At 70.8% G+C, this 17,562-nt stretch carries 16 protein-coding genes; 7 read left to right on the forward strand and 9 right to left on the reverse strand.

Annotated elements, in window-relative coordinates:
* Positions 1-435 precede the first annotated feature (435 nt).
* The 9 genes from ACLBX9_RS06775 to ACLBX9_RS06815 all read right to left on the reverse strand — a co-directional run bounded on the left by ACLBX9_RS06775 (position 436) and on the right by ACLBX9_RS06815 (position 10,735).
* Positions 436-1,743, reverse strand: coding sequence for an MFS transporter (locus ACLBX9_RS06775; protein WP_447718365.1), 1,308 nt, complete (start codon positions 1,741-1,743; stop codon positions 436-438).
* Between the two features lie 81 nt (positions 1,744-1,824).
* Positions 1,825-2,997, reverse strand: coding sequence for a CaiB/BaiF CoA transferase family protein (locus ACLBX9_RS06780; RefSeq protein WP_447718366.1), 1,173 nt, complete (start codon positions 2,995-2,997; stop codon positions 1,825-1,827).
* Between the two features lie 59 nt (positions 2,998-3,056).
* Positions 3,057-3,845: an enoyl-CoA hydratase gene (locus ACLBX9_RS06785; protein ID WP_447718367.1), complete on the reverse strand. Its 789-nt coding sequence runs from the start codon at positions 3,843-3,845 to the stop codon at positions 3,057-3,059.
* 2 nt (positions 3,846-3,847) lie between these two features.
* Positions 3,848-5,236, reverse strand: a complete 1,389-nt coding sequence (locus ACLBX9_RS06790; RefSeq protein WP_447718368.1) for an MFS transporter — start codon at positions 5,234-5,236, stop codon at positions 3,848-3,850.
* 14 nt (positions 5,237-5,250) lie between these two features.
* Positions 5,251-6,594, reverse strand: a complete 1,344-nt coding sequence (locus ACLBX9_RS06795) for an MFS transporter (RefSeq protein WP_010684180.1) — start codon at positions 6,592-6,594, stop codon at positions 5,251-5,253.
* A gap of 70 nt (positions 6,595-6,664) precedes the next feature.
* Positions 6,665-8,038: an MmgE/PrpD family protein gene (locus ACLBX9_RS06800; protein WP_010684181.1), complete on the reverse strand. Its 1,374-nt coding sequence runs from the start codon at positions 8,036-8,038 to the stop codon at positions 6,665-6,667.
* A gap of 5 nt (positions 8,039-8,043) precedes the next feature.
* Positions 8,044-8,847 (reverse strand): class II aldolase/adducin family protein, encoded by an 804-nt coding sequence (locus ACLBX9_RS06805; RefSeq protein WP_447718369.1) that lies wholly within the window; start codon positions 8,845-8,847, stop codon positions 8,044-8,046.
* A gap of 86 nt (positions 8,848-8,933) precedes the next feature.
* The gene (locus tag ACLBX9_RS06810; protein WP_447718370.1) at positions 8,934-9,719 is read right to left on the reverse strand and encodes an IclR family transcriptional regulator; all 786 of its coding nucleotides are present in this window, start codon (positions 9,717-9,719) and stop codon (positions 8,934-8,936) included.
* Positions 9,720-9,841: 122 nt separating this feature from the next.
* Complete coding sequence (locus ACLBX9_RS06815) at positions 9,842-10,735, reverse strand: amidohydrolase family protein (RefSeq protein ID WP_447718371.1); 894 nt, start codon at positions 10,733-10,735, stop codon at positions 9,842-9,844.
* 200 nt (positions 10,736-10,935) lie between these two features.
* On the opposite strand from ACLBX9_RS06815, the gene ACLBX9_RS06820 reads away from it, so the two are divergent.
* The 7 genes from ACLBX9_RS06820 (at position 10,936) to ACLBX9_RS06850 (ending at position 17,476) form a co-directional block, all read left to right on the forward strand.
* Positions 10,936-12,192, forward strand: coding sequence for an alpha-hydroxy acid oxidase (locus ACLBX9_RS06820; protein WP_447718372.1), 1,257 nt, complete (start codon positions 10,936-10,938; stop codon positions 12,190-12,192).
* 34 nt (positions 12,193-12,226) lie between these two features.
* Positions 12,227-13,210, forward strand: a complete 984-nt coding sequence (locus tag ACLBX9_RS06825; RefSeq protein WP_447718373.1) for a 2-hydroxyacid dehydrogenase — start codon at positions 12,227-12,229, stop codon at positions 13,208-13,210.
* Between the two features lie 53 nt (positions 13,211-13,263).
* Entirely contained in the window at positions 13,264-14,733 is a 1,470-nt protein-coding gene (locus tag ACLBX9_RS06830; RefSeq protein WP_158169202.1) for an MmgE/PrpD family protein, read from the forward strand.
* Positions 14,734-14,806: 73 nt separating this feature from the next.
* Entirely contained in the window at positions 14,807-14,980 is a 174-nt protein-coding gene (locus ACLBX9_RS06835; RefSeq protein WP_447718374.1) for a hypothetical protein, read from the forward strand.
* Positions 14,977-15,876: a LysR family transcriptional regulator gene (locus ACLBX9_RS06840; protein ID WP_051072195.1), complete on the forward strand. Its 900-nt coding sequence runs from the start codon at positions 14,977-14,979 to the stop codon at positions 15,874-15,876. The genes ACLBX9_RS06835 and ACLBX9_RS06840 overlap by 4 nt, the downstream gene beginning before the upstream one ends.
* A 188-nt stretch (positions 15,877-16,064) precedes the next feature.
* Entirely contained in the window at positions 16,065-16,790 is a 726-nt protein-coding gene (locus ACLBX9_RS06845) for a PIG-L deacetylase family protein (RefSeq protein ID WP_010684190.1), read from the forward strand.
* Entirely contained in the window at positions 16,787-17,476 is a 690-nt protein-coding gene (locus tag ACLBX9_RS06850) for a 4-carboxy-4-hydroxy-2-oxoadipate aldolase/oxaloacetate decarboxylase (RefSeq protein WP_447718375.1), read from the forward strand. The genes ACLBX9_RS06845 and ACLBX9_RS06850 overlap by 4 nt, the downstream gene beginning before the upstream one ends.
* Positions 17,477-17,562: the final 86 nt, after the last annotated feature.

The following is a 17,562-nucleotide window of genomic DNA, read 5'->3' on the forward strand; positions in this document are numbered from 1 at the left end:
CTGTCGTGGTTATCACCGATCTCAGGGAGGCCGAGGTCGTCGGCTCCCCGTTTCGTCCGCACTCCTAGGCCCGACATGACCCCGCGTGGGTACCGGCAGGCGCATATACTGGGCGCCGGCCCAATCGTGTTTGCAGACGGGCCATCGTCAGAACGAGCTGAGTGACCGCCTTGGGTCGATCCAGGACTGTTCGCCCGGCCGGCAAGCCGCCTCCGAAGCGGACCCGCCGCTTCCGGCCACGCACGTTCGGCCCCCTCGCGCTGATGCCGGCCGTTCCGACACGCGGTTCGTCTGAAGGCGGACGCGGCCGCGCTCAGTGCGATCTGTTCTTGTCCGCTTGCTTGTCGTGGAAGGAGGCGACCTGAGCCGGCCGCCGGGTTACGCGCATCGCGTAGAAGCATCCGCTCCGGCGCGGGCGTTTCACTCTCGGGCGGCTCAGGCTGGAAGCTCCTTGTTCGCGGTCTCGGGAGCCAGCCAGATTGTCGGCAGGCCGAGGAGGTAGATCAGCGAGATGATCGCCAGGGCCTCCGGATAAGATCCCGTCACCACCACGAGGCCGCCCACGATCGTCGGACCCAGTGCGCCCAGCAGGCGCCCGAAGCTGAAGGCGAAGCCGGATCCGAACGCCCGGCGGCGCGTCGGGAACAGCTCGGGCAGCCAGATGGTGTAAAGCGCGAACACCGCGTTGGTGAAGAAGCCGACGAGCGGAAGCAACGCGATGAACAGCGTCACGCTATCGAACCAGACGGCGGCGCCGAGATAGGCGACGAGGTTGATGGTGAAGGCGCCGAGGAAGAAGGCCGTGGCCGTCCTGCGGCGGCTGCCGAACCACGTTGCGATGAACGGCATCGCGAGGCAGCCGATCAGCGTCCCGATGTTGGTGATGATGCCGCTGATCGCCGCCACCTTCTGCGCGGCGGCCGGCGTCGATCCGGTCGCCACGAGCTTGCTGATCACCAGGGTCGGCGCCCAGTAGGTCGAGGACCACAGGCCCAGGATGATGCACGACATCATCAGCCCGGCCGCCCAGGTGGTGCGGGCCTGCGGGCCCACGAACATGTCGGCAAGGCTCGGCGCATCGGTCCCGCGCGCGGTCCGCGCCTGCCGCGCCCGGGGCGGCTCCTGGACGGTGGCGCGGATCGCCACCACGAGGAGGGCGGGTAGCACGCCCAGGAAGAACATGCCCCGCCAGCCGATCACCGGGGCGAGGAAGGAGGCGGCCGCGCCCAGCAGCAGGCCTGTCGGGGTCGCGGTGTGGAGCCAGCCCGCGAGCCGCACGCGCTGGTGCTCGCTCACCGATTCGTGGAGCAGCGGCGTGCCGGCCGCCCATTCGCCGCCGACGCCGAACCCCGCGCAGAACCGGAACACCGCGAAGGAGGCGAGCCCGCCCGCGAGGCCGCAGAGCCCGGTGAAGATCGAGTAGACCAGGATCGTCAGGCACATCACCTTCACGCGCCCGATCCGGTCGGCGAGCCAGCCCCAGAACATCGAGCACGCCCAGCCCAGCATGAAGATCGAGAAGAAATAGCCGCCGTAGAGCGCGATCGTGCCGCGCGCAGGCTCGATGCCCCCGGCCGCGAGGAGCTCCGACACCGCCGGGACCAGCACGAAGATATAGATGGCCGAGTCGAAGCCATCGAGCATCCAGCCCGCCCAGGTGATCCAGAAAACCCGGGTGCTCGAGGCCGCCCGCGCGGCCGGGGTGGCGCGGTCCGGGACCGCGGCGAGGCTCAAGCGGTCCATGGGCGTCTCCGATCCGGCATCCGATCCGTCATGAGGTCCTCCCTCGTGGCCGCCCGGCCTCGGGGCCGGGCTGGCGCGCCTTCAGATCACGCGTTTCTCCCGCAGCGCCGTGACCGCCTGCGCGTCGAAGCCGAAGGCGTGCAGGATCGCCTCGCTCTGCGCGCCGAGATTGGGCGCCGCCGTCCGCACGTGCCCGTCCGAGCGGGACATCCGGATCGGCTGGGCGACCAGATCGATGCGCCCGAGGCGCGGGTGCTCCACCGTCTCGGCCATGCCGAGATGCTGCACCTGCGGATCGGCAAAGACCTGATCCATCGTGTAGACCGGACCGCAGGCGATCTCGGCGTCGTTCAGGGCCTCGACCCAGTGGGCGGCGTTCCGGGTCCGGGTCACAGCGGCGATTGCGTCGGCGAGGTCGTGGCGGTTGCGGCCGCGCGCCGGCTGATCGGCGAAGCGCGGGTCCTCGGCCCATTCGGGATGGCCCAGCACCGCGCACAGGCGCCGCCACATGGCCTCGCCGATCGGCGCGATGTTGACGTGCCCGTCGGCGGTCGGGAACGCGCCCATCGGGCTCGCGGTCGGATGGTGGTTGCCGATCTGCGGCGGGATTTCGTGGTCCATGGTCCAGCGCGCCGCCTGGAAGTCGAGCAGGGCGATCTGCGCCTGCAGGAGCGAGGTCTGCACCCACTGCCCCTGGCCCGATTGCTCCCGCTCCAGGAGCGCGGTCAGGATGCCGAGGGCGCAGTACAGGCCGGCGCTCGAATCGGCGACCGCGATGCCGGCCCGCACCGGCCCCCCGCCGGCCTCGCCGGTGATCGACATCAGCCCGCCCATCCCCTGCGCGATCTGATCGAGCCCGGGACGCATGCGGTAGGGGCCGTCCTGCCCGTAGCCGGAGATGCTGGCGTAGACGAGCCGGGGATTCTCGGCGGCCAGCGCCGCGTAACCGATGCCGAGGCGGTCCTTCACGTCCGGCCGGAAGTTCTCGACGAGCACGTCGGCCGAGCGCGCGAGCCGCTTCAGCACGGCGACGCCCTCGGGCTGCTTCAGGTCGAGGGTGAGGCTGCGCTTGTTGCGATGCAGGTTCTGGAAGTCGGAGCCGTCGCGGTTGCCGCCGATCCGGTCGCCCCCGGGGGGCTCGATCTTGATGACGTCGGCGCCCCAGTCGGCGAGCTGGCGCACGGCCGTCGGGCCCGAGCGCACGCGGGTGAGGTCCAGCACCGTGAAGCGGCTCAACGCATGGGCGGAGGGCATGGACGTCTCCCGGTTTCGCGCGGCGTGATGAATGGGGGGCCGGTTCAGGGGCAGGGCGCTCAGCGGCCCTTGAAGTTCGGCGGCCGCTTCTCGCGGAAGGCGATCGGGCCCTCCCGGTAATCCTCGCTGGCGAAGCAGGCCTTGATCGCGCGGTCGATGGCGGCGAGGGCGTCCGGGCCGGGCTCGGTGGTGGCCGCGTCGATGGCGAGCTTGGCGGCCGCGATGGTCAGCGGCGCATTGGCGGCGACGCGGGTCCCGTAGGCTCGGACCTCCTCCTCCAGCGCGTCCTTGGGAACAATCCGGTTGATCAGCCCCATGCTCAGCGCCTCGGCGGTGTCGAACTGGCGTGCCGAGTAGAAGATGTCCTTGGCGCGCGAGGGGCCGACCACGTCGACGAGGCGGCGCATGCCGGCGTAGCGGTAGCCCAGGCCGAGCCTGGCCGCGGGGATAGCGAAGCGCGTGCCCTCCGCGGCGAAGCGCAGGTCGCAGGCCAGCGCGAGGGCCAGGCCGCCGCCGATGCAGTAGCCGCGCACCATGGCGAGGGTGGGCTTGGAGCAGGTCTGGATGATCGCGGTCGCCGCGTCCGCGGCGGCGTTGTAGGCCATCTGGGCCTCGCTGGAGCCGCGCTTGGTCTCGAACTCGGAGATGTCGGCGCCGGATACGAACGCCTTCTCGCCCGCGCCCTTCAGCGCGAGGATGCGGATCTCCGGATCCTCCGCGAGGCCAGCGATCACCTCGGGAACGCCGCGCCACATCTCGAACGTCATGGCGTTGTGCTTGGCGACATTGCTGAAGATCAGCCAGCCGATCGGCCCGTCCCGCTGCACGATGAGTTGGGGGTCTGCCATGGCTATCCTTGAGCGGTGCGGGGCGAGTCGGCTAGCGGCGCAACGCCGGTCACGAGATCCTTCGACGGGTGGGGCTCGCCGCCGACCCGCTCAGGATCGAGACTCGCGGTGCCGCCCTCCTTGAGGAACAGCGTCGTGACGAAGGTGCAGGCGATGCAGGCGCTGACGTAGTAGAAGAACAGGGTCTCATGGCCGAGATGCTTGAACCACAGCCCGACATACTCGGCGCTGCCGCCGAAAACGGATGTCGCCAGGGTGTAGGGAAGGCCGACGCCGAGGACCCGCACGCTCGTGGGGAAGAGTTCGGCCTTCACGACCGAGTTGACCGACGTGTAGCCGGACACGATGACCAGCGCGATCATCAGCAGGATCAGCGCCGACCGCGCATCGTGGACCCGGGTCATCGCGGTCATCAGCGGCACGGTGCCGAGCGTCCCGAGGACACCGAAGGCGAGAAGCAGGGGCTTGCGCCCGATCCGGTCCGACAGCGCCCCGAGCAGCGGCTGCAGCAAGGCGAACACGAACAGCGTGGCGCAGGAGACCAGCGTCGTCTGATCTCGCGTCAGCCCGGCCGAGTTCGACAGGAACCGGTGCATGTAGACCGTGTAGGTGAAGAACGCGACCGTGCCGCCGACCGTCATGCCGGCGACCAGGACCAGTGCGCGCGGTTGGGCTAGGAGGCGCAAGGTCGGCCGCTCCGCCGTGCCCCGGCGCTCGAGCGCCCTGAACTGGTCGGTCTCGTCGATGTTCCGGCGCAGGGCGTAGCCGATGACCGCGCAGGCTGCACCGATGGCGAACGGGACGCGCCAGCCCCAGGCGGCGATCTGGTCGGAACTCAGGAGCGCCCGCATCACCACCAGCAGGAAGGTCGCCAGCAGCTGGCCCGAGATCAGCGTCACGTAGTTGAAGCTGCTGAAGAAGCCGCGGCGGCGCGGATCCGCGATCTCCGTCAGGTAGACCGAACTCGCCCCGTACTCGCCGCCGAGCGACAGGCCCTGCAGCATGCGCGCGAGCAGGAGCATCGCAGGCGCCAGGATACCTGCCTGCTCGTAGGTCGGGCAGATCGCGATCAGCAGCGACCCCGCGCACATCAGGGTCACGCACAGACTCAGCGCGGTGCGCCGCCCGTGCCGGTCGGCGTAGACGCCGAAGATCCAGCTCCCGAGGGGCCGCAGCAGGAAGCCCAGGGCGAAGATCCCGGCGGCGTTGAGGAGCTGCACGTTTGGCGAATCGCCGGGGAAGAACTGCGGCGCGAAGTAGAGGGAGAACGCCGTGTAGATGTGCAGGTCGAACCACTCGATCAGGTTGCCCACCGACCCGCCAAGGATCGAGGCGACGCGGTGGTGGAGGGCGGGGCGCGCCTCCCCGAGGGCGGTGTCGGTTGCGAGCATCGCGGATCGCTCCGTCATCGTGGCGCGGAGGCGGCGAGGCGCCGCTCGAAGGCGGGGGCGAGCAGGGCCTGCACGCCCCCCAGGAAGGCGATCGCGGCCAGGAACAGGAGGCCGTAGGTGAATTGCCCCGTCGCATCCTTGATCCAGCCGACGAGGTAGGGGGGCAGGAAGCCCGACAGGTTGCCGAGCGCCGTCACCATGGCGATCGAGCCGGCCGCCGCCGGGCCGGGAAAGCTCTCGGTGTAGAGAGCGAGCGAGGGACCTTTCAGCCCGTAGATGCCGATCATCACCACGCAGATCGCGGCGAACTGCGCGAGCGGCGCGGCGAGCCAGACCGAAGCGGTGAGGCCGGCGGCGACCAGGAAGGTCATGGCGGCGGTCGGCACGATCCGGTCCGCGTGCCGGTCCGACCACCAGCCGCCCAGCACCATCGCGAGGGTGCCGAACGCGTAGGGGATCGCGGTCACGAAGCCGGTCTGGGCGTTGGTCAGGCCGGCGGCCTTGACGATCTGCGGCAGCCACAGGCTCAGGCCGTAGCTCGCCGTCGTGACGTTGAAGAACAGGAACGCGTAGAACAGCACCCGCGGATCGCGGATCGTCGCCCAGACGTTCGGCGCGGCATGCGGCCGGGCCGGCTCGGCCGCAAGCGTCCGGCGCAGCCAGTCCCGCTGCTCGCGGTTGAGCCATTCGGCCTTGTCGGGCGTGTCGGTCAGGACGAACAGCAGCAGCACGCCCAGGAAGACCGCCGGCAGCCCTTCGAGGATGTACATCCACTGCCAGCCGGACAGCCCGAGCCACCCGTCGAGACCCAGCAGCAGCCCCGAGATCGGCGCGCCGACGAGGCTCGACACCGCCATGCCCACCAGCATGATGCCGATGCAGCGGGCGCGGTACGCCTTCGGGTACCAGAGCGCGGCGAACAGCAGCAGGCCGGGGAAGAACCCGGCCTCCGCGACGCCGAGCAGGAACCGGGCGATGCAGAACGAGACCGGCCCGGTCACGAGTGCCATCCCGGCCGAGATGAAGCCCCAGGTGATCATGATGCGGGACAGCCAGAGTCGGGCGCCGACCCGGCCCATCATCACGTTGCTCGGATACTCGAACAGGAAGTAGCCGAGGAAGAAGATGCCCGCGCCCCAGCCGTAGGCGGTGGCCGAGAGGCCGAGCTCCCGGTTGGCGGTCAGCGCCGCGAAGCCGACATTCACCCGGTCGATGAACGAAACCATGTAGGCGACGACGAGGATCGGCATGAACCGCCGGTTGATCCGGCGGATCGTGTCACGCTCCAGGTCCGTCACCCCGTCCGACCGCGTGCCGTCCTGTACGGCGAGGCCGGCGGGGATTGCCCGCGTGTCCATGCGCTCTCCTCCCTGGAGGCCGCCGGCCGGTCTCGCGGCTCTGGCGGGTGTGGTCTTGCGGCCGGAACGCCTAGTCCGGTCCCGGCCGCCCGAGCTGCGCCACGGTTTCCGCCGGGGCGGTGTCGAGCACGCGCAGGGTCGCGAGGAGATCGGCCGCCGCTGCGTCCCCCACGGCGGGGCTTGCGAGTTCGCGGAATTTGTCGGCCAGCTCGTTGTCGGTGAGCGGCGCGTCCGGATCGCCCTTGCGGGTCGGCTGGCGCTGCGCGAAGCTCCTTCCATCCGTCAGGGTGACGGTCACGACGGCCGAGCGCCGGGCCGGGAACGCGGCCTCGCAGTCCGGATCGACCACCATGGCGACGCGGCGCATCAGCGCCTGGACCCGCGGATCGGCGAGGCGCTCCGGCGAGACCGCGTCGAGCCGCACGCTGCCGTGCACGAGGGCGCTCGCCACCGTGAAGGGCGTCGAGAACCGCCCCTCGAAGGGCGTCGCGACCGCGCGCCGGTCGGTGACGTCGAGGGCCGTCCGGTAGGTGCCGATGGTGATGGCCTCGATGGCGTCGAGGTCGAGACCCGGCCGCAGCGCCAGGGCCGCGTCGATGGCCGCGAAGGCGTGGCCGCAGCAGCCGTGGTTCTTGAACGTCATGGCGCAGATGTTGTAGCGGCGCCCCAGATCCGCGACGGCGCGTGGCCAGTCCGCGCCCCGGCTCATCGCGGCCCCGAAGCCGGCCTCCCCCTCCAGCACGTCGAGGGCGCCGGTGACGCCGCGGCTGGCCGCCAGGGCGGAGAGCGCCCCGGCCTCCGCGGCGTGCCCGGCATGGAGCGGCTTCGACATGGCGTCGGAGCGGAAGGCTTGCTGGAGCCCGGCCGCCATCGTGGCGGCGGTGGCGAGCGCATGGGCGAAGCGCCCGGCATCGAGGCGGAGCAGGGAAGCGGTCGCGGCGGCGGCCCCGAAGGTGCCGATCGTGCCGGTGGTGTGCCAGTAGCGGTAGTGCGAGGGCTGCACCGCCACGCCGATGCGCGTCGAGACCTCGTAGCCGATCACGATGGCGCGCAGCAGCGCCGCCCCGTCGGCGCCGACCGTCTGCGCCGCCGCGAGCGCCGCGCCGATCACCGGGCAGCCCGGATGGTAGATCGCATCGCGGAAGATGTCGTCGAACTCGATGCTATGCGAGGCGGTGGCGTTGATCAGCGCCGCCGTGCGCAACGGAGCCCGGCGCCCGGTACCGTACACCACGGCGCCGCCTTCCGCCCCGAACTCGTCCGCGAGGGCCGCGGTCAGCAGGGTCGCGGGCGGGAGCTGTGCGCCCGGCAGGAGCGCGGCGAACCAGTCGATCAGGGCGCGCTTGGCGTGGTGCAGCACTTCCTCCGGCAGCGATCGCTCGCCCTCGGAGGCGGCGTAATCCGCCAGCGCTTCGATCACCGTGCCCGAGTGAGCCGCGGTCATGGCGGTCAATCCCGGTAGGTCGGGTCGATCCGGTCGAGCTTGCGCAGGAGCGCGGGCCATTCGAGCACGCCGAACGGGCGGCGCACCTCCGGCCGGTAGAGGTGGTTGGTCTTGGCGATGACCGCGTCGGAGGGCAGGACGAGGTCGGCGCTCGCCGCCATCGCCATGAGCTGCGCCTTGCAGGCGAGTTCCGCGCGGTAGATGTTGCTGAAGGCCTGCGGCACGGTCGGTCCGACCACCAGCAGGCCGTGGTTGCGCAGGATAATCAGGTCGGCGTCGCCGAGATCCTCCACGATGCGCTTCTGCTCGTCGAGATCGACCGCCACGCCCTCGTAATCGTGGTAGGCGACCGTCGAGAAGCGCATCGCCGTCTGGGTCATCGGCAGGAGGCCGCACTTCATGGCCGAGATCGCCATGCCGGCCGGCGTGTGCGTGTGGATCACGCAATCGACCTCGTGCCGCGCCCGGTGGACCGCGCTGTGGATCACGAAGCCGGCCCGGTTCACGCCGTAATCGAAGTCGGGCTTGTCGACGATGTTGCCGTCGAAATCGATCTTCACGAGGTTCGAGGCCGAGATCTCCTCGTAGAGCAGCCCGTAGGCATTGATCAGGAAGTGCTCCGGCTCACCGGGGACGCGAACCGAGATGTGGTTCGCGATCATGTCGGTCATGTCCCAGAGGGCGACCAGCCGGTAGCAGGCCGCGAGGTTGACCCGCGCCTCCCATTCCTCGGTTGAGACTCGATCGCGCATCGAAGGAAGGTCGAGATCGTAGCGCTTCCCCCGAAGCTCGGCGATGCCGTCCGTCATCCGCGCCTCCCGTCTGTCCGGCGCGGGGCCTGTTGGTCCGGCGCATCGGCGTGTCTTGACCGGAGGGTCGCGCACTTCCGCAAAATTTACAACCGTGAATTTTTAGGATCGATGAGAGGTGGCCCGACGATGCCACGCAGGCTCGCCAGGATTCGCTCCCGGTTCGGTTCGAGCCGCGACAGGGGGCCGGCGACGCCGAGAACGGTGGCCCGTCCGTCGGCCATCTTGGGCGCCAGTACCGCCATGGTCCCGGCACCCTCGGTGACTTGGTTGGCCGACCACGCGTGGCCGGCGGCGCGGATCTCTTGGAGGCCGTCCCAGAAGGTATCGAGATCGAGGCTCACGCCGCCGCGCCGGTCGAGCTGGCGCACGAGGCGGGCGACGGCATCGCGGGACTGGTGCGCCAGCAGCATGCGCCCGGCCGCCGTCGAGTGGATCGGCCGGAACGTGCCCGGGTGCAGGTGGTAGCGCAGCAGATGGCGGGCCTGGACGACGTGAATGTACTGGACGTGGAGATCGTTCTGCATGCCGAGCACGACCGTCTCGCCGGTCGCCTCCTGCAGCGCCTCCATCAGCCGGATCAGAACACCGTCACGGAAGACGCAGGCCTGCACCCAGGCGCCCAGCATCGCGACCCGCATGGTCGGGCTGTAGGTGCGACGCTCGAAATCGTAGGAGAGATAGTCGAGGGTGAGCAGGCTCTTGAGCAGGGCCAGAGTGCTGGAGGCCGGATAGCCCAGCGCCCCCGCGATCTCGGTCAGGGATTGCGGGCACTGCACGCGGTCGAAATGCTCCAGCACCTCGACCACCCGGCGCGCCGACTTCACGGCCGCGCCCTGCGCCTCGGGAGGGACCTCCGCGCGCACCGTCACGACGCCCGCACCGCGATCTGGTCATTCACATATATGAAACGCATGTCCCGGTCCGGCCGGCCCGTCACCCGAGCGACCGCTCGTTGATACCGGAAGGCGAGGGGACTCGGTAGCGTCGGCACTCACGGGAAGCCGTAGAGCGCGCCCGGGTTGTCCACCAGGATGCGGCGCAGGACGCGGTCGTCGGTCCAGCGCCGCAGCGCCCGCAGGAGGTTCGCGTCGGACGGCACGCCGCGGTCAGTCGCGCCGCCGAAATAGTTGATGTGCGGCCAGTCGCTGCCCCAGACGAGGCGTTCCGGGTTGGCCGCGATCAGGGCGGCGGCGAACGGGTCGACGTCGCCATAGGGCGGCCCCGTGACGGTGAGGCGGTCCGCCCCCGAGATCTTGGTCCAGGCCGCGCCGTCCGCCACCAGCCGGCACAGCAGCGCGAAGCCCGGGTCGTCGACGCCGCGGGCGGTGCTCATGCGGCCCATGTGGTCGATCACCACCGGCATGCCGCAGGCGGCCAGGCTCGGCCAGAGTTCAGGCAGGTCCGGCGCGTGCAGCCATGCCTGGAGGTGCCATCCCCGCGCTCGCAGCCGGGGCGCGAGCGTCTGCAGGGCCTCAAGCCCCATGCCGTTGCGGTAGACCTGATGTCCGTCGCGCCGGAACAGGTTGACGCGCACGCCGCGCACGCCGGCCTGCGCCATGGCGTCGAGATCGGCCTCGCCGACGCCCTCGGACAGGACCGCGACGCCGCGGAGGCGGTCTGGGGCCAGCGCGAGCGTCTCCAGCATGGCGTGATTGTCGGCACCGTAGGCGCTGGCGGTGACGATCACGCACCGCGCGAGGCCCATTGTGTCGAGCTGCCTCAGAAGGGCGGGGCCGTCATTCTCCGGCGGCGTGTAGCTGCGCTCCGCCGACAGGGGATGGCGCGCGTAGGGCCCGAACACGTGGGTGTGGCTGTCGCAGGCGCCCTCCGGCAGCGGGAAACCCGGCGGCTCGGGTGCCGGAGGGGGCAGGCAGTCGCGGCTCATGGGATTCTCCGACCCGGATCGGCCACCTCTCATGGCGCATCGCAGATCCGGTAACAATGCACAGACATGAATTAAGTCGTATGAAACCCCCTACGGCTGGACACCTTCGCGCGTTTCTTACACATTCGTGAAACTGGCGGCTGTGACGCCGTCAATCTGGGGTCCAGGTCGGCCCGGCCCGATCGACGAACGGGAGACTCATGACGTCAGGCGCCAAGCCACTGGCGGGGCATACCGAGGCTGTGCCCGGCACGGCGGCGACCGGGATACCTGCGGCAGCGGGTCGGCGCAGGAGGCCGATCGCCCTGGCGCTGGCGGATTACGAAGCGGCGGCGCGTCGCCGGCTGCCGCGCCCCGTCTTCGGCTACATCGCCGGCGCCGCGGAGACGAACGCCGCGTTGGACGACAACCGGCAGGCGCTGCGTGAATACGGTTTCGTGCCGCGCGTGCTGGTCGGGGTGGTCGCGCGCAAGACGGCCACGCCGCTGTTCGGCCGCGACTACGCCGCGCCGTTCGGCATCGCCCCGATGGGCCTGAGCGCCTTGGCGGCCTATCGCGGGGACATCGCCCTGGCCGCGGCCGCGCGTTCGGCCCGGGTGCCGATGATCATGAGCGCGTCCTCCCTGATCCGCATGGAGGACGTCATCCCTCACAACCCGGAGGCGTGGTTCCAGGCCTACCTGCCCGGCGAGCCCGACCGGATCGTGGCCCTGATCGACCGGATCGCCGCTGCGGGCTTCGGCACGCTGGTGGTGACCGTCGACACCGTGATCTCAGGCAACCGCGAGAACATCACCCGCACCGGCTTCTCGACCCCGCTCCGGCCGAGCCTGCGGCTGGCCCTCGACGGGCTCGCGCGCCCGCGCTGGACCGCGGGCACGTTCTTGCGCACGCTGGCGCGCCACGGCATGCCGCATTTCGAGAATTCCCATGCGGCACGCGGGGCGCCGATCCTGTCCGCGTCGGTGCTGCGGGATTTCGGCAACCGGGATCACCTGTGCTGGGATCACCTGCGGCTGGTGCGGGATCGCTGGCGCGGCCGGCTGGTCGTCAAGGGGATCATGGCGGCCGCCGACGCGCGCACCGCCCGGGATCTCGGCGCCGACGGGGTGATCCTGTCGAACCACGGCGGGCGCCAGCTCGACGCGACGGTCTCGCCATTGCGCACGCTCCCCGCCGTGGTGCAGACACTCGGCGGCACGATCCCGGTGATGATCGATAGCGGCTTTCGCCGCGGCACCGACGTGCTCAAGGCGATGGCGCTCGGCGCCGCCTTCGTCTTCGTCGGGCGGCCCTTCCTGTACGCCGCCTCCCTGGGTGGCCGGGCCGAGGTCGAGCGCGCGATCACGATCCTGAAGGACGAGGTCGGGCGCAACATGGGCCTTCTGGGCGTGAACGCCTTGTCCGAGCTCGGGCCCGATCGGCTGCACCGGATTCCGTCCGGCCCGAACAGCTGACAGTTCGAGGAAGCCGCCCGAGGAAGCAGCCCGCATGCGTGCTCCATCATCATCGCCGGTCGGATCGGATGCGCCGAAGCCGGAGGTGCTTCTGGCGATCGACCTCGCGCCCTTCGCCCTCGATCGGCTGCGGACGCAGTGCATCGTGCACCAGGCGGTCACCCCCGAGGCGCGCGCGGAGGTCGCCGCGCGCGCCGGCGGGCACATCCGGGCGATCATCACGAACGGCACGACGCCGATCCCGGCCGCCCTGATCGACCAGTTGCCGGATCTCGGCATCATCTGCGCCCAGGGCGTCGGCTACGAGGGCGTCGACCTCGCGGCCGCCCGCGCCCGCGGGATCGTCGTCACGCACGGCACCGGCACCAACGCCGATTGCGTGGCCGATCACGCGCTGGCCCTGTTCCTGGCGGTGCTGCGCGACATCCCGCGCTTCGACGCCGCCGTGCGGGCGGGCCGCTGGCGGGTGGGCGGGACCGCCAGGCCGGGCGCGCACGGCAAGCGTGCCGCCATCCTGGGCCTCGGCGGGATCGGCAGCCGCATCGCCCGGCGGTGCGCCGGCTTCGACATGGCGGTGCGCTACCACAACCGTCGGCCTGTTCCGGATGTCCCGTGGGCGTACGCGTCGAACCTCGGCGAGCTCTGCGCCTGGGCGGATGTGCTGTTCGTGGCGCTGCCGGGCGGGGCCACGACCCGCCACTGCGTCGGACGCGCGGCCCTCGCCGCACTCGGACCGTCCGGCTTCCTCGTCAATGTCGGGCGCGGTTCCGTGGTCGACACCGACGCGCTGGTCGAGGCCTTGACGGCGGGCGGCCTCGCGGGGGCGGGGCTCGACGTGATCGAGGGCGAGCCCGAGGTGCCGGCGGCGCTGCGCGCCCTGCCCAACGTCGTGCTGTCGCCGCACATCGCCGGCCGCTCGCCGGAGACCATGGAGGCGACGATCGGACAGGTCGTCGGAAACCTCGCCGCCTTCTTCGCGGGTGCGCCCGTGCTCTCGCCGATCCCCGACCTCGCCTGAACCGCCCACCGCACCCGCCGTCCGGAGCACCGATGTTACACCAAGGCCATCCGATGAGACCGAGCCGCCGGGCCCTGCTGCAAGGCGCCGGTGCCCTCCTGGGAACCGTGCCACTGCGCGCCGCCGCGGCCGACGCGACTGCCCGCGGCGCCGTCGGAGGAACCGTCAGCCCGGTCATGGCCAGGCTCAGTGCCTATATGGGCGAGGCCCGGGACCGCGCGCTCCCGGACGGGATCGTGGAGAAGGCCAAGCACCACATCCTCGACACCTTCGCCGCCATGGTGTCGGGCTCCGGCCTTCCGCCGGCCAGGGCCGCCTACAGCTTCGCGACCTCCTACGGCGGCTCGGGCGAAGCGACGCTCGTCGCCTCCAGGGGCACGGCCGATCCGCTCGTGGCCGCCCTGGTCAACGGCATGCTGGCCCACTCCGACGAGACCGACGACTCGAACGAGTTCTCGCAGTCGCATCCGGGCGCGCCGATCGTGCCGGCGGCGCTAGCCGCCGCCGAGACGTTCGGGATCGACGGCACGCGCTTCCTGCGCGCCGTCACGCTGGGCTACGACGTCGGCCCCCGCGTCACCCTCAGCTTCGACGCGATCCCGTTCCGCAACACCAGCCACAAGAGCACCCACGCCATCGCGGGTGCCTTCGGGGCTGCGGCCGCCGCCGCCTGCGCCGCCGGGCTGGACGCGCAGCAGATGCGCTGGGTGCTCGACTATGCGGCCCAGCAATCCTCCGGCATCGGCGCCTGGACGCGCGACACGCAGCACATCGAGAAATCCTTCGTGTTCGCCGGCATGCCCGCGCGCAGCGGGCTCACGGCAGCGCTGATGGTGAAGGCCGGCTGCACGGGCATCGACGACATCTTCTCGGGGGCCGACAACTACTTCCTGGCCTACGCGCCCGACGCTCGGCTGGACGAGCTGACGGCCGGCCTTGGCACGCGCTACGAGATCGCCCGCACCAACATCAAGAAATGGACGGTGGGCTCGCCCATCCAGGCGCCGCTGGATGCCTTGAGCAACATCCTGCAGCGGCATCGCATCGAGCCCGAAGCGGTGACATCGGTCACCGTCCGCGTGGCCCACACCGAGGCGCGGATCGTCGACAATCGCGACATGCCCGACATCTGCCTCCAGCACATGGTGGCGATCATGCTGCTCGACGGGACGGCCTCGTTCCAGGCGGCGCACGACAGCGACCGCATGGCCGACCCGACGGTGCTGCGCCTGCGCGCCAAGGTCCGGCTGATCCCGAGCGACGAGCTGGAGCGCCTCGAACCGGCGCGGGCCGCCATCGTGGACATCGCGCTGAACGACGGGACGGTCCTGTCCGACAAGGTGCTGGCGGTCCGCGGCACGGCCGACAACCCGATGCCGCGGGCGGAGGTGGTCACCAAGTGTCGCGACCTGATGGCGCCAATCCTCGGCGCGGACAGGACGTCCCGGCTGATCGACGCCGTGCTGGCGATCGAGACGGTCGGGACCATGCGCGACGTCGCGGGCCTGCTGCGCCTGGGCTGAGTGATCGCGAAGGCGCGTCGAAGACGGTGCGTCCCGCACCCCGCGACGGGACCCGAGCCGGGCGGATCCCACGATGACACGAATCCGCAGGCGTTCCCTGACCGGCCTGGCCGCGCTCGGCAAGCCGCTCATCCGCAACGCGTTCGGCCTCGCCATCGCCGCCAAGAAGGCCGAGACCGGTCCGAGCGCGCGCCGCTGCCTCGCCGATCTTGGCGGGCGACTGCGCGTCGTCGCCGGTGAGGGATGATGGAGCGGATCGATTTCCTGGGCCTGCAGGCCTTCCTCAGCATCGCCAATTGGGGCAGCTTCAACCGGGCCGCGGCCAGCCTCAATCTCTCGCAGGCCGCCCTGAGCCACCGCCTGAAGAAGCTGGAGGACGAACTCGGCGTCAGGCTCGTCGCGCGGACGACGCGGCAGGTGACGCTGACACCCGCCGGCGTCGAACTTCTGCCGAGCGCGCAGCGCATCGTCGACGAGCTCTCCCAGATCTTCGGCACGCTGCGGCGGCAGGGCCGCGAGAGCCAGGACGTCGTCAGGTTCGGTTGCCTGCCGACGATCGCCGGCCACCATCTCCCCGTCATCCTGCAGGGCTTCAGCGCCGCCCACCCGGGCGTGCTGGTGCGGGTCCTCGATCAATCGGCCACCGCGATCATCGAGCGCGTGCGGGCGGGCGAGGCCGAATTCGGCATCACCATCATGTCGGCCCAGCACTACGACCTCGACATCACGCCCATCCACCAGGAGGCCTTCGTGCTGGTGTGCCGGGCCGATCACGCGCTCGCCCGCGCGAAGGTGGTGACGTGGTCCGACCTGGACCGCGAGATCCTCATCAAGATCGGCGAGCAGACCGGCAACAACCTGCTCATCGCGGCAGGGCTGGGGGGACGCTACGCCGACGTGACCTGGACCTACGAGGTGCACCGCGTCGCCACCGCCATCGGCATGGTGCGCGGGGGCTTGGGCGCCACCGTCGTGCCGCGCCTCGCCTTCCAGGCCGCCGACGAGGGAAAGATCGTCGCCGTGCCGCTCCGGGCCCCGAGCATCGCGCGGACGATCGGCATCGTGACGCGCCGCAATCACACCCTGTCGCCGGTGGCGGAGAGCTTGGCCCGGATGATCCAGGCGTACTTCAACGCGCTCTGATCGCGCCGCGTGCCGGCCGTATCCGGTCCGGTGGCACCGCGCCAAGCTGCCCGCGAACGACCAGTTATTCTTCGATCTTCTGCATCAATCCCCTCAATCTAATCATTTGTTTGCGCGACCCGACCGCCTTAGCCCTGCATGCACGATAGTGCCGCGAGCGGCGGTGCATCCTTCGGGAGCGATGAGACATGGCGGCTGCAGCGCGATCGGGCCTCGTCGTGACGGCCCATCCGGGCGACTTCGTCTGGCGCGCCGGCGGCGCCATCGCCCTGCACGCGCGCAAGGGCTACCGGATGAAGATCGTCTGCCTGTCGTTCGGCGAGCGCGGCGAGAGCCAGTGGGCCTGGAAGAAGGCCGGCGTGCGCCTCGAGGACGTGAAGGCCCAGCGCCGCGCCGAGGCCGAGGAAGCGGCCGGCATCCTCGGAGCCGAGATCGAGTTCCTCGACGTCGGCGACTATCCCCTGCGCGTCGACGAGGCCGTCCTCGACCGGCTGGTCGACGTCTACCGCGAGGAGCGTCCGGCCTTCGTGCTGACCCACGCCCTCGAAGATCCCTACAATTTCGACCATCCGGTCGCTGCCCACGCGGCGCAGGAGGCCCGGGTGATCGCCCAGGCCGCCGGGCACAAGCCGGACCCGGGCCGCAGCTACGCCGCACCGCCCGTGTTCCTGTTCGAGCCGCACCAGCCGGAGCAGTGCAACTTCAAGCCCCAGGTCATCCTGAACATCGATGCCGTGTGGGAAACCAAGGTCCGCGCGTTCCAGGTGCTCGCCGCACAGAAGCACCTCTGGGAGTACTACACGCGCGTGGCGCTCAACCGCGGCGTCCAGGGCGGCCGCAACTCCGGGACGGCGATGACCTACGGGGAGGCCTATCAGCGCCTGTTCCCGATGACGCTGGAGGAGCTGGCATGAGCAACGTCGTCGTCCGCAACATCCCCCGCGTCGCACCGGCCGTCGCCGACACGCTCGCCGGGCACGGCGTCTCCACGGTCCACGAGGCGCAGGGGCGCACCGGTCTCCTGAAGACCTACATGCGGCCGATCTGGCCGGGCGCCGCGATCGCCGGCAGCGCCGTCACCGTGCTGGCGCAGCCCGGCGACAACTGGATGCTGCACGTGGCCATTGAGCAGTGCCGCCCCGGAGATGTCCTGATTGTGGCCTGCACGACCGACAACACCGACGGCATGTTCGGCGACCTGCTGGCCACCGCGCTGACGGCGCGCGGCGGCGTCGGCCTGGTGATCGACGCGGGCTGCCGCGACGTGCGCACGCTCAAGGAGATGGGCTTCCCGGTGTGGTCGCGGGCCATCTCCGCCAAGGGCACGGTCAAGGCGACGCTGGGCAGCGTCAATGTCCCCGTGGTCTGCGCGGGCGCCCTGGTCCGGCCGGGGGACGCGATCGTGGCGGACGATGACGGCGTCGTAGTCGTGCCGCACGCCGAAGCCGAGGCCGTCGCCGCCAAGGCGGACGAACGGGCTGCGAACGAAGTCGCCAAGCGCGCCCGGCTCGCGGCCGGAGAACTCGGCCTCGACCTCTACGGGATGCGCCCGGCGCTGGCGGCTGCCGGCCTCGAATACCGCGACGCTCCGCAGGACTGAGACAGAAGCCGGCAGACCGTTCGCGAAGAGACGGCACCGGCCGAACCGTGCAGCCCGCCCGGCCGGCAGCCCGGCCGACCGCCCGA

The sequence above is a fragment of the Methylobacterium sp. A49B genome, assembly GCF_053346215.1.